Origin of the sequence: Micromonospora sp. NPDC047465 (assembly GCF_040643125.1) — a bacterium.
Classification (GTDB): domain Bacteria; phylum Actinomycetota; class Actinomycetes; order Mycobacteriales; family Micromonosporaceae; genus Micromonospora.
Window position 1 is genome coordinate 51,707 of record NZ_JBEYTP010000038.1, and the last position, 12,273, is coordinate 63,979.

General features: G+C 74.6%; 12 protein-coding genes. 9 read left to right on the top strand and 3 right to left on the bottom strand.

What is annotated here, in order from left to right; translation table 11 throughout:
- Positions 1-68 precede the first annotated feature (68 nt).
- Genes ABZ793_RS27220 through ABZ793_RS27230 form a run of 3 tightly spaced genes read left to right on the top strand, consistent with a single transcriptional unit; the run spans position 69 to position 3,529 of the window.
- Positions 69-1,028, top strand: coding sequence for a DUF5715 family protein (locus tag ABZ793_RS27220; protein WP_357462048.1), 960 nt, complete (start codon positions 69-71; stop codon positions 1,026-1,028).
- 4 nt (positions 1,029-1,032) lie between these two features.
- The gene (locus ABZ793_RS27225; RefSeq protein ID WP_357462049.1) at positions 1,033-2,643 is read left to right on the top strand and encodes an asparagine synthase-related protein; all 1,611 of its coding nucleotides are present in this window, start codon (positions 1,033-1,035) and stop codon (positions 2,641-2,643) included.
- A gap of 55 nt (positions 2,644-2,698) precedes the next feature.
- Complete coding sequence (locus tag ABZ793_RS27230; RefSeq protein ID WP_357462050.1) at positions 2,699-3,529, top strand: MerR family transcriptional regulator; 831 nt, start codon at positions 2,699-2,701, stop codon at positions 3,527-3,529.
- A gap of 120 nt (positions 3,530-3,649) precedes the next feature.
- Here ABZ793_RS27230 and ABZ793_RS27235 read toward each other — a convergent pair whose 3' ends face one another.
- Entirely contained in the window at positions 3,650-3,994 is a 345-nt protein-coding gene (locus ABZ793_RS27235; RefSeq protein ID WP_357462051.1) for a transcriptional regulator, read from the bottom strand.
- Positions 3,987-4,403: a hypothetical protein gene (locus ABZ793_RS27240; protein WP_357462052.1), complete on the bottom strand. Its 417-nt coding sequence runs from the start codon at positions 4,401-4,403 to the stop codon at positions 3,987-3,989. The genes ABZ793_RS27235 and ABZ793_RS27240 overlap by 8 nt, the downstream gene beginning before the upstream one ends.
- 55 nt (positions 4,404-4,458) lie before the next feature.
- On the opposite strand from ABZ793_RS27240, the gene ABZ793_RS27245 reads away from it, so the two are divergent.
- Both ABZ793_RS27245 and ABZ793_RS27250 read left to right on the top strand, forming a co-directional pair.
- Positions 4,459-5,391, top strand: coding sequence for a PfkB family carbohydrate kinase (locus ABZ793_RS27245; protein WP_357462053.1), 933 nt, complete (start codon positions 4,459-4,461; stop codon positions 5,389-5,391).
- A gap of 82 nt (positions 5,392-5,473) precedes the next feature.
- The gene (locus tag ABZ793_RS27250; RefSeq protein ID WP_357462054.1) at positions 5,474-6,481 is read left to right on the top strand and encodes a linear amide C-N hydrolase; all 1,008 of its coding nucleotides are present in this window, start codon (positions 5,474-5,476) and stop codon (positions 6,479-6,481) included.
- A 206-nt stretch (positions 6,482-6,687) separates the two neighbouring features.
- Here the strand turns inward: ABZ793_RS27250 and ABZ793_RS27255 are convergent, their stop codons facing one another.
- Entirely contained in the window at positions 6,688-8,139 is a 1,452-nt protein-coding gene (locus tag ABZ793_RS27255; protein WP_357462055.1) for a hypothetical protein, read from the bottom strand.
- A 137-nt stretch (positions 8,140-8,276) separates the two neighbouring features.
- Between ABZ793_RS27255 and ABZ793_RS27260 the strand changes: the two genes are divergently transcribed.
- From ABZ793_RS27260 to ABZ793_RS27275, 4 genes are all read left to right on the top strand, one after another.
- Positions 8,277-8,975: a DUF305 domain-containing protein gene (locus ABZ793_RS27260; protein WP_357462056.1), complete on the top strand. Its 699-nt coding sequence runs from the start codon at positions 8,277-8,279 to the stop codon at positions 8,973-8,975.
- 63 nt (positions 8,976-9,038) lie between these two features.
- Positions 9,039-10,283, top strand: a complete 1,245-nt coding sequence (locus tag ABZ793_RS27265; RefSeq protein ID WP_357462057.1) for a sensor histidine kinase — start codon at positions 9,039-9,041, stop codon at positions 10,281-10,283.
- Positions 10,280-10,945, top strand: coding sequence for a response regulator transcription factor (locus tag ABZ793_RS27270; protein WP_357462058.1), 666 nt, complete (start codon positions 10,280-10,282; stop codon positions 10,943-10,945). The genes ABZ793_RS27265 and ABZ793_RS27270 overlap by 4 nt, the downstream gene beginning before the upstream one ends.
- Positions 10,946-11,092: 147 nt before the next feature.
- Positions 11,093-11,887 carry an ABC transporter ATP-binding protein gene (locus tag ABZ793_RS27275; RefSeq protein WP_357462059.1) on the top strand — a complete coding sequence of 265 codons (795 nt, stop codon included), beginning with the start codon at positions 11,093-11,095 and terminating at the stop codon, positions 11,885-11,887.
- Positions 11,888-12,273: the final 386 nt, after the last annotated feature.

A 12,273-nucleotide genomic window follows, 5' to 3' on the forward strand; every position in this document is an offset into this window, starting at 1 on the left:
CGCGCCTGGTTACGTTGTGCGCAGGGCGATGCACACAGTGATGTCGTGACGGGAGAGAGGACCCGACCATGCGAGTGCCCAGCCGAAGTCCGGGGCAGCAGCCCGGGCCCTCCGTCACACCCGCAGCCCGCGCCCGCCGGCGGGTCCCCGGCACGCCGCCCCGCCCCGCCCCGCCGGACCTCGACGCCTACCGGGCGGCGGTCGCCGACCTGCTGGTGGAGGTGGGTGCCCTGGCCGGGGCGTCCTGTACGGCGGCGCGGCAGGTGCTGATCGACGACCGGCTGCGCGAGCCCGCGATCGCCGCGGTGCTCGACGCCACCCCCCAGGGGCTCGTCGGCGCCCGCGAGACGCTGCTGCTGGAGATGGCCCGCTACCAGCCCAACCCGCGCAGCTCCGCCGCCGACCTCACCGCACTGGTCCGCATCTACCTGCTCTCCCGCGTCGACGTGATGTGGTGGCGTGACGCGCCGACCTTCCTCACCGACGCCCAGGTCGACGCCAGCCCCGACCTGGTCGACCTGGAGTGGCTGCGCCGCCGCGGCCTGCTCCGGTTCTGCTACACGGAGCAGCCGAAGACGCTGTTCGGGCGCGGGCTGCGGGCGGCCCGCCGCCGGCTCTGGCCCGACGCCACGCCGCGCACCGCCGGGCTGCGCTTCCGGCGGGCCCGCCGGGAGGTCGTGGCGCTGCTCAACGACATCGGCCGGGAGTTCGCCGCCAACACCCCGCCCGCCACCCCGCCGCTGTGGGTGACCAGCCTGGTCCGCAGCGCCGAGCACCAGCACCGCCTGCGCCGCCTCGGGTACGCCGCCATGGTCCCCAGCGGCCACTGCCTGGGCTGGGCGGTCGACGTCGAGCTGGCCTGGTTCGGCCGCTTCGGCGTCCGGGACACCCTCGCCGAGCTGCTGCTGGCCCGGCAGCGGGCCGGCGAGGTCAACGTGGTCGACGAGGGGCAGGCGTGGCACCTGTGCCTCGCGCCCGCCAGCGGCCGGCGGCTGCGCCGGGCGTACGAAGCCGAAATGGGGGTCTGAGTCGATGTGCGGCATCGCGTTGAGCCTCGGCCCCGAGGCCGACCCGGCGATCTTCCGGCGGATGCTCGCCACCCTGGCCCCCCGCGGCGAGGTCACCGAGGCCCGCTACGAGAACGGCCTGCTCGCCGGCACCCGACGGTTGAAGGTGGTGGACCGGGAGCGCGCCGTGCAGCCGTGGACCTCCGTCGACGAGCGGTGGCTGCTCTGCTACAACGGCGAGGTCTTCAACCACCACGAGCTGCGCGCGGAGCTGGTCCGGCTCGGGCACCGCTTCCGTAGCGTCAGCGACACGGAGGTCGTGCTCGCGGCGTTCCTGCAGTGGGGCGAGGGCATGGTCACCCGGCTGCGCGGCGAGTACGCCTTCGCCGTCGTGGAACGCGCCACGGGCCGCGCCTACCTGGTCCGGGACCCGCTCGGCGTGAAGCCCCTGTACTGGGCCCGGACGCCCGGCTGCCTGCACGTCGCCAGCGAGGTGAAGGCGCTGGTCGGGCACGGCGTCCCGATCGGCGAGGTGCCGCCCGGGCACCACGGCTGGGCCGAGCCCGACGGACAGGTCCGGCTGCGCGCGTACGTCGACCTGCTCGCCCTCGGTGACGGGCTGTCGGTGGTGGACGACCCGGACGAGGCCGCCCTGCTCGTCCGTGCCGCCCTCACCGACAGCATCCGGACACGGGTGGACACCGACCTCACCGTCGGGGTGGTGCTCTCCGGCGGGCTGGACAGCTCGCTGGCCCTCCTGCACGTACGCGAGATGCACCCCGACTGCGTCGCGGTCACCGTCGGGGTGCCGGACAGCCCCGACGTGGCGTACGCGCGGCGGCTGGCGCGGGACCTGGGGGTGCCGCACGAGGTGGTCGAGCTGCGCCCGCGCGACATCCGGCTGGCCGACATCCGGGAGGCCATCCGGATCTCCGAGCTGACCGAGTACGGCGACATCATCAACGCGGTGGTCTCCGTGCCGCTCTTCCGCCGGCTGCGCGAGCTGGGCGTGAAGGTGGTGCTGACCGGGGACGGCTCGGACGAGCTGTTCGGCGGCTACCCGATGTACCACGAGGTCGGCCCCGAGGCGTCCCGCCGGCTCTTCCTGCACAAGATCCGCAACCTCTGCCGTACGGAGTTGCAGCGCGTCGACCGGGCCAGCATGGGGCACGGGGTGGAGGCCCGCGTGCCGTTTCTCGACCTGAGCGTGGTGGAGCTGGCGATGCGGCTGCCGATCGGGCTGAAGATGCGCGAGGGGCAGGAGAAGTGGATCGTCCGGCGGGCCTTCGCCGACCTGCTGCCCGACTACGTCCGGCGCCGGCCGAAGAACCCGATGTCGTACTCGTCCGGCCTGCACGAGCGGGCCCGGCTGTACAAGCCGCTGTTCGCCCGACTGCACCGGTCGTTCGGCTACCACCTGCTGGAACCGGTCCGCCGCGACTTCGACAGCGTGCTCACCCGCTGCGGCAACGACCTCGACCGGGCGCTCGCGGCCGGCCGGGCCCGGCCCGACTACACGGTGCTGGAGCACGCCCGGGACCTGGTGGGCGCGGCGAAGTGGAACGCCGCGCCGATGGTGCGCCGGCTGGTCGGCCCGCGCCGCACCCGCGGCGACGAGGCCCCGCTGCCGGGGTGAGGTGCCGCCCCCGGGTTGACTCTGACACGGTGTCAGCGTCGACCGTAGGGGGGCCATGTTCACCATCGGAGACTTCGCCCGACTGGGCCGGGTGTCGGTGCGGATGCTGCGCCACTACGACAGCATCGGTCTGCTCCGCCCGGCCTCGGTCGACCCGCACACCGGCTACCGCTACTACACGGCCGATCAGCTGCGCCGCCTCAACCGGGTGATCGCCCTCAAGGAGCTGGGTTTCACCCTGGCCCAGGTCCAGGCCATCCTGGACGACGTCCTCGACGTCGCCGAGCTGCGCGGCATGTTGCGGTTGCGCCGTTCGCAGCTGGAGGCACAGGTGGCGGCGGACACCGCCCGGCTGGCCGGGATCGGGGCGCGGCTCCGGATGATCGAGACGGAGGGTCGGATGACCACCGAGGACGTCGTACTCAAGCAGCTCCCGCCGGTTCGCCTGGCCGAGCTGAGCGCCACCGCCCGCAGTTACCAGACGCCCGACATCAGCCCGGTGATCCAGCCGCTCTATCCCGAGCTGGTCCGCCGGTTGGCCGCCGCCGGGGTCCAGCCGAGCGGGCCGGGCATCGCCTGGTACGCCCCGGCGGGGGAGGCCGACGGCGAGGCGGTCGTCGTGCACGCCGGGGTGACCGTGGCGGCCGGTCCCGGTCCGGCGGCCGACGTCGCGGTGGTCGACCTGCCCGCGGTGGCCGCCGCGGCGACGATCGTGCACCGGGGTCCGATGGACGAGGTCGAGCGGAGCATGGAGGTGCTGGCCCGCTGGATCGAGGAGCACGGCTACCGGGCGGACGGCTTCGCCCGCGAGGTCTACCTCGACTACTGCCCGGACGCCCCGGAGAACGGCGTCACCGAGCTGCAACTGCCGGTCCGCCCGGCCTGAGCGTCCACCGGGCCCGCGCACGGCGGCTCACCCCCGGCGGCATACCGGCGTCCGTCAGGTGAGCCCGCGGCGCGGGCCCGGTGGAGCGAGGTGGACGGCGGGCGGTGGCCGCCCACGGTGTCAGGAGCCGGGGTCCGGCTGGTCCGTGGCGGCCCGGATCCGGTCGACCAGTTGCTCCAACGCGGTGACCTCCGCGCGTAGCGCCGTGCGGCCCTGTCGGGTCAGGCGCAGCCAGGTGCACGGCCGGCGGCCCTCGTACCCCTTGATCACCTGGAGTAGCTCGGCCTGCTCCAGGATCCGCAGGTGCCGGTTGAGGTTGCCGTCGGTCAGCCCGAGCTCGTCGCGCAGGGTGGCGAACCGGCACTCGTGGGTCTCGCTCAACACGGTGAGGATGCCGAGCCGCACCCGCTGGTGAACGACGTCGTCGAGGACGGTCGCCGGGTGCGGGGGGTGCTGGTCAGTCACGCGCGGTGCGGCGGTCCGATGCCAGGCGGGCGGCCGACACGGCGAGCAGGGGCAGGGCCATCAGGACAAGACAGTGGCCCGGCCGCAGGGAGAGTTGACCACCGAGGGAGTCGGCGCCGAAGGCCCAGCCCGGGAGGGAGCCCAGCGGGAACGTCGTGCAGAGCCAACCGGTGAGCAGGACGATCCACACCCCTGCGGCGACGAGGCCGCGACTGCGCTCGGCCCAGCCCAGCACCACGACCGTCGCCGCGAGCGGCAGCAGCGGGGTCAGCAGGCCCGGCCAGTACGGGCCGGCCGCCACGGTCAGGCCGTCCGGCGCCGGTCGGGTGGGCACCGCCGCGACCACCGCCAGCAGGGCCAGCACGCCGAGGCCGGTGCCGACGAAGGCCGGCCATGGCTCCGTCCACAAGCTCCGGTGCGCCCACCTAGGAGTGCCGAGCCCCGCCCCGGGTAACACCGGGACCATGGCGGAGCTGGACGTGATGGTGGTCGGGCAGGTGGCGCGCGACCTGGTGTTGCTGGTCGACGAGGTGCCGGAGGCCGGCGGCAGCGCCCCGGTGCGGCGCCGCCGCGAGCTGCTCGGCGGCAAGGGGGCCAACCAGGCCGTCGGGCTCGCCCAGCTCGGCGCGTCCGTCGGGCTGCTCGCCGTGGTCGGCGACGACGAGGTGGGGGAGCGGCTGCTGGCGCAGGCGCGGGCCGACGGCATCGACGTCGCGCGGGTGCTGCGCCGGCCGGGCACCCCCACCGGGCTCATCGTCGACGTGGTCGACGCCGAGGCCCACTGGCGCTACCTGGAGGACCTGCCCGAGGCCACCCTGCTCACCGCCGAGGACGTGGCCGGGGCGGCGGACGCGCTGCGCGCCGCGCGGGCCGTCCTGGTGCAGTTGCAACAGCCGGCGCGGGCCGCCCTGGCCGCGGCCCGGACCGCCCGGGAGGCCGGCGGGCTGGTCGTGCTCGACGGCGCCCCGACCGACCCGGCCGACGCCGACGAGTTGCTCGCCCTCGCCGACGTGCTGCGGGCCGACGCGCAGGAGGTCGAGCTGATCACCGGCGACGCGCCGCGGGACGCCGAGGGCGGGCTCGCCGCCGGGCGCAAGCTGCTGCGGCGCGGCCCGTCCCTGCTGGCGGTCGAGGTGGCCGGGGAGGGCAACGCGTTCGTCTGGCCGGACGGCGAGCTGTTCCTGCCGCTGAGCCGGACACCCACCGTGGACAGCACCGGCGCCGGGGACGCGTTCGTCGCCGCGTTGACCGTCGGCCTGCTGCGCGGCGAGCCCCGCGACCGGGTCGCCCGCTGTGCCGTGGCGGCCGCCGGCGCCACCGTCGGCCACCCCGGCGGCCGCCCGGCGCTGACCGACGAGGCGATCCGGGAGCAGCTCGACCGGATCCCCGCCGCCTGACCGTCCGGGGCGCCGGTCCCGCGCCGGGGCGACCGATCGGCCGGTGGACAACCCTCGATTCCTGCCCTAGCGTCCAGAGGATATGCGGAGGACTCTCCTGGGCGCCGGTGTCGCCCTGCTGCTCGCCGTGACCGCCTGTTCCAGCGCGGAGCCCGGTCCGCCGGCACCGCCGGGAGCACCGACACCCGCCGGCACGCCCAGCGCCTCCCGGCAGGAGCCGGGCGAGGTCGAGAAGACCCTGGCCAGCCTGCGGAAGGTCAACGACCTTCCGATGTACGAGATGACCTACGTCGGGGCGTACGACGCGACGGTCGGCACCGACGCGCGCCCGGCGAAGGCGTTCGGCTGTTCCCTCTTCGCCGCCACCGGCGACCCGGCCCGGCCGTTGTTCGCCCGCAACTTCGACTGGGACGCCAACCCGGCGCTGGTGCTGCGCACCGATCCTCCCGACGGGTACGCCTCGATCTCGGTGGTGGACATGTCCTACCTCGGGGTGGGCCCCGACCCGACCGGCGACCGACGGCTGCTCAACGCGCCGCTGCTGCCGTTCGACGGGATGAACGAGCGGGGGCTGGCAATCGGGCTGGCCGCCGACGACGGCGCGAAGGCCGTCGCCGTCCCGGGCAAGGCCACCGTCGGGTCGGTCCGCATCCAGCGCCTGGTGCTCGACCAGGCGGCCACGGTGGACGAGGCGGTGGCCGTGTTCGAGCGGTACAACCTCGACTTCACCGACGGGCCACCCCTGCACTACCTGCTCGCCGACGCGACCGGGGCGTCGGCCGTGGTCGAGTTCGTCGACGGGAAGATGTCGGTCGAGAAGGGGCGGGGCGACTGGCGGGCGCTGACCAACGTGCCGGTCGTCGGGGTGGACGAGCAGCGTCGCCGGGCCGACCACCGCTACGGCGTGATCGCCGCGGCCCTCGACCGGACGGGCGGCACGGCGGACGCCCCGGCGGCGTTCGAGATCCTCAACGACGTACGCCAGTCGCACACCCGCTGGTCGGTGACGTACGGCCTGCGCAGCGGCGAGGTCCGGCTGACCACCGCGACCGGCGGCGGCGAGCGGCGTTACCAGCTTCCGGTGAGCTGACCCCCCCGGCTCCCGGCCCTGCCGGCGGCGGCCCAGGGGCCGACGCTCCCGTCGGCGGCCTGGTCCTCGACCCGCCGGTGCTGCGGTCGCCACCGCCGAGACCCGAGACCCGGGACGCGGGCCGGCCCCGGCCGCGCCGGACACGGTGGAACGCGGGCGGGCCCGGCCCCCGAGGTGGGGGCCGGGCCCGTCGGCGCGCTGTGCGACTACCAGCCGAGGTAGCTGGGCTGGGTCTGCACGTTCAGCTCGCGGTACCGGACGAGGTTCGCCGTCCAGGTCCGCCAGTCGGTCAGCTTCAGGACGTCGAAGCCCTTCTGCATGTCGTTGGAGTAGATGTAGCCGTTGTAGTAGTACGCGGACCAGGAACCGCCGCCGGTCAGCCGTTCGGCCGACAGCGGGCCCCGCTCCCAGAAGGCGATCTCCTGGGGGTTGGCGGAGTCGGTGAAGTCCCAGACCGAGATGCCGCCCTGGTACCACGCCTGGACCATGATGTCGCGCCCGAGCACCGGGATCAGCGAGCCGTTGTGCGCCACGCAGTTCTCGGTGTCGGCGTTGGGCCGGGGGATCTTGTAGTAGCTGCGGAAGACCATCGTCCGGGCGTCGCCGCTACCGGTGATGTCGTAGATGGCGTCGGCGCCCCGGTTGGGACCGATGGCCTCGTTGCAGGTGGCCGCGCCGCCGCCGCCCAGCTCGTCGGTGAAGATCACCTTGGTGCCGGAGTTGTTGAACGTGGCCGAGTGCCAGAACGCGAAGTTGACCGTGTCGCGGACCTGGTTGATGACCCGCGGGGCCTCCCGGTTGGAGATGTCCATCAGGATGCCGTCACCCATGCAGGCGCCGGCGGCCAGGTTCTTCTCCGGGTACGCGGTGATGTCGTGGCAGCCGGTGGTCGCCGACCCGCCCGGGCGGCCCTCGTAGCCGCCGTCCGGGAAGAGGTTCGGCGTGGCCACGACCGCCGCGTCGGTGGGCTTCTTCAGCGGCACCTTGACGATGGAGATGGAGTCGTGCGGCGGCTGGCAGTCCGGGAACTCCGCCCGCGGGCTGTACGACGAGACGTACAGGTAGACCGTCTTGCGGTCCGTGCCCGGCACGAGGGTGTGCGTGTGTGAGCCGCAGGCCGTCTCCACCGCCTTGATGTAGCGCGGGTTGGCCTTGTCGCTGATGTCGAAGACCTTGATGCCCTCCCAGGACTCCTTGAGCGTCGCCGACGATCCGGTGCTGTTGCAGGAGTCGTCGCTGCGGGACGAGTCGGTGGAGAGGAAGAGCAGGTCGCCGTGGACGGAGATGTCGTTCTGCGACCCGGGGCAGTAGACCTGCGACACGACCGTCGGCGCGGTCGGCCGGGAGATGTCGTAGACGACGAACCCGTTGTAGTTGCCGGCGAAGGCGTAGCGGCCCTGGAAGGCGAGGTCGCTGTTCGTGGCGTCCAGCGGGGCCTGCTTCGGCAGGTTGGCGACCTGCCGAAGGTTGGGGCTGCTGACGATCTCGTCGACGCCGGGGATGGTGTAGGTGGTGTCCACCGTGTCGGAGGGCGCCGAGGGTGCCGCGACCCCGGCATTCCCCGGTGGGGCGGTGGCGACGCTGGCGAGGAGGAGGCCGGCCGCGGCCAGGCTCACGGTGGTGAGCCGCCGGGCCTGCGGTGTGCGAAGTCTGATCATCGGCGAGGCCCTTCGCAAGGGGGTGACGATTGTCGACACCTTACCGTCCGATGAGGTGCGTCGATGTGACCTGGGTCACATGTTGGTGTCTCCGTCAATGGATACGATCGCCGTGACCTCTACCGGGGGAGTGGCCCATGATCAACCGACGCGCACGGATCCTGGCCGTCGTCACATCCGTGTTCGTGGTGTCGGTGGTGGCCGTCGTCCTGTCCCGGTCCGGCGACGACTCGACCGCGCCCGCCGCGCAGCCGGTTGCCGCCCCCGCCTCGGCGTCGGCGCCCGTCGATCCGGCCCGGCCCGCCGTGATCGTGCCGGGCCGACCGGGGGAGACCGCCGCGGCCCGCCCCGCCGAGGAAATGCGCGACGCCACCCCCACGTCCCGGCACAACTCCATGGACGTCTGGTTCGTCCGGATGATGATCCCGCACCACGCCCAGGCCCTGGAGATGGCCGCGCTGGCCCCGGACCGCGTCGCCGACCCGGACCTGCGCGCCCTCGCCGAGCGGATCCGGGCCAGCCAGGGCCCGGAGATCGGCATGATGCGGGGTTGGCTGCAGACCCGCGGGCTCTCCCCGGACGTGCCGGGGCACGACCACGGGACCATGCGGGGCATGCAGTCGCCCGAGGCGATGCGCCAGCTCGCGGCCGCCCGGGGCGCCGAGTTCGACCGGCTCTTCGTCCGGATGATGACCGAGCACCACCGGGGCGCGGTCCAGATGGCCACCGACCTGCTCAAGGTCGGCGCCGACCTCACCCTGTCGGAGTTCGCCAACTCCGTCGCCACCGAGCAGGCCGTCGAGATCGACCGGATGCGCGACGTGCTGGCCCCCTGACCCGGCCCCGGCGGTCCGGACGGGCGCGCGGTGACCCGCGGGCGGCGGCGGCACGTACGCTGGGTGACCGTGAACCGCACGATCTTCGGCCGCCCGCTGCGCAGCGTCGCCTTCGACGTCTTCGTCGTCGGCCTGGTGGTGCTCTTCGGCCTCGCCGGCCTGGTGAACCAGCCCGGCGGGTGGAAGGCCGCCCTCGTCGGCGCCGCGATGGCGGTGGCGCTGCTGTTCCGCCGGTCCCACCCGTCGGCGGTCGCCGCCGTCGTGGCGGTGCTCGCGCTGGTCCAGGTGTTCGCCGGCTGGGGCCCACTGGCCTTCGACGTCGCGGTGCTGGTCGCCCTCTACAGCGTCGTGAAGTACGCCGACCGGCTCCGCGACGGCATCCTCGCCGGGATCACCGCCGCCGTCGGGGTGGTCCTCGCCGCCCTCCAGACCGAGAGCACCGTCGCCTGGTGGGCGACCGCGATCTATATCGGGCTGGTCACCGGGGCGGTCTGGCTGGTCGCGCTCAACGTGCGGACCCGCCGGCTCTACGTGCTCAGCCTGGAGGAGCGGGCCGCCACCCTGGAGCGGGAACGCGAGGCGGAGGCGCGCGCCGCCGTCGCCGGCGAGCGCACCCGCATCGCCCGTGAGCTGCACGACGTGGTGGCGCACAGCATGGCGGTCATGATCGTGCAGGCCGACGGGGCGCGGTTCATGCTCGACCGCGACCCGGAGACCGCCAGGAACGCGGTGAAGGTGGTCGCCGACACCGGCCGCCAGGCGCTGGAGGAGATGCGCCGGCTGGTCGGCGTACTGCGGGAGCCGAACCCGCCCGACGCGGCGGCCGGCCCCGGCCCGACGGACGAGCCCGACGGCGCGGGGGTGGCCGCCGACCCGGAGCACCGCCGGCTGGCGCTGACCGAGCTGCCCGCCCTGCTCGACCGGTTCCGCGCCGCCGGCCTGCGGGTGCGCCACACGGTCACCGGGGAGCCCGCGCCGCTGCCGGCCGGCCTCGAGCTGACCCTCTACCGGGTCGTGCAGGAGGGGCTGACCAACGCGCTCAAGCACGCGGGGGTCGGCGCCGCCGTCGAGGTCACCCTCGACCATGCCCGCGACGCCGTGGTGGTCCGGGTGCTCGACGACGGGCGTGGCCGCCCGCCGGTCAGCCCGGCCCCGTCCGGCGGGCACGGCCTGGTCGGCATGCGCGAGCGGGTGAGCGTGTACGACGGCAGCCTCACCGCCGGCCCGCGACTGGCCGGGGGCTGGCAGGTCGAGGCGCGGCTGCCGCTACCGTCGACGCCCGGGACGACGGAGGTGATGGCGGCATGACGGTCCGCGTGGTGATCGTGGACGACCAGGCGCTGGTCCGCGCCGGCTTCCGGATGGTGCTGGACTCCCAGCCCGACCTGGAGGTCGTCGGCGAGGCGATCGACGGCGCCGACGCGCTGCGGGTGCTGGCCCGGGTCGAGGCCGACGTGGTGGTGATGGACGTCCGGATGCCGACCATGGACGGGGTGGAGGCGACGCGCCGGATCTGCGGGGACCGCCCTACCGGGTCGCCCCGCGTGCTCGTGCTCACCACCTTCGACACCGAGGCGGACGCCTTCGCCGCGCTCCAGGCCGGCGCCAGCGGCTTCCTGCTCAAGAACGTCCCGCCGGAGGAACTGCTCGCCGCCATCCGGGTGGTCGCCCAGGGCGACTCCGTGGTCGCCCCGTCCATCACCCGCCGGCTGCTCGACCGCTTCGCCGGCAGGCTCGGCCCGGGCCCCGCCGAGGACCCGCGCCTCGCCCAGCTCACCGAGCGGGAACGGGAGGTCCTCCTGCTGGTGGCGCAGGGGCTCTCCAACGCCGAGATCGCCGCCCGGGTGCACGTCGCCGAGGCGACCGTGAAGACGCACGTCGGGCGGATCCTGGCCAAGCTCCAGCTCCGCGACCGGGTGCAGGCGGTGGTGCTGGCGTACGAGAGCGGCCTGGTCACCCCGGGCGGCTGAGCCGGCGTACGACTCAGGTCGTACGGGTCCGCCCCGTCAGGGCCGCCTGCGGTCGCAGCGGGGTCGAGCGCGTGGGTGGACGCCCTCGGGCCGCCGCGCCCATAGCGTCGGAGACGTCCCAGTCACGATCTCCACGGGGAGCTCCACGTGTCCGTCGCACCTCCCGCGCACGCCACCGCCGGCGTCGCGGTCTCCGCCCGCGGCCTGTCCAAGCGGTACGGCGCCGGCCAGGCCGCCGTCGTCGCCCTCGACGGCGTCGACGTCGACTTCGCCGCCGGTCGGTTCACCGCCATCATGGGCCCGTCCGGCTCCGGCAAGTCCACCCTGATGCACTGCCTCGCCGGCCTGGACCGTCCCACCGCGGGCAGCGTACGCATCGGCGACGCCGACCTCTCCCGGCTCGACGACAAGCGGCTCACCCTGCTGCGCCGCGACCGGGTCGGCTTCGTGTTCCAGAAGTTCAACCTGCTGCCGGCGCTGACCGCCGAGGAGAACATCGTGCTGCCGCTGGCGATCGCCGGCCGCCGGCCGGAGCGGGCCTGGCTGCGCCAGGTCGTCGCCGCGGTGGGGCTCGCCGACCGGCTCGGCCACCGGCCCGCCGAGCTCTCCGGCGGGCAGCAGCAGCGGGTGGCGGTCGCCCGCGCGCTGATCACCAAGCCGTGGGTGATCTTCGCCGACGAGCCGACCGGCAACCTGGACTCGCGCTCCGGCGCGGAGGTGCTGCGCCTGCTCCGCGAGGCCGTCGACACCCTCGGCCAGACCGTGATCATGGTCACCCACGACCCGACGGCCGCCGCGCACGCCGACCGGGTGCTCTTCCTGGCTGACGGCCGGCCGGTGCGGGACCTCACCGCGCCGACCGCCGAGCGGGTGCTCGACACCCTCGCCGGCCTCGACTCGGCGCGCGTGCCGGCCGCCGGCCGCGAGGCGGTGACCCGGTGATCCGGCTGACCCTGCGCCAGCTCCGCGCCGAGGCGCTGCGCCTGCTGCTCTCCTCGCTGGCCATCGTGCTCGGCGTCGCCTTCATCGCCGGCACGCTGATCTTCGTCGACGGAATGCGCGCGGGAGCGTACGAACGGGCCGGGACGTTCGACCGGCACACCGACCTCGCCGTGTACTCCGCCACCAAGGACCCGCTGCCGACCGCGTTGGTCGACCGGGTGCGCGCGCTCGACGGGGTCGCCGCCGCCGAGGGGGAACTGCTCGGCTCCGGCGGGGGGGGGGGGGGGGGCGCGCCCCCCCCCCCCCCCGGCCCCCCCCCCCCCCCCGCCGCCCCCCCCCCCCCCCCCCCCCCCCCCCACACCCCCCCCCCCCCCCCGCCAAGGGGC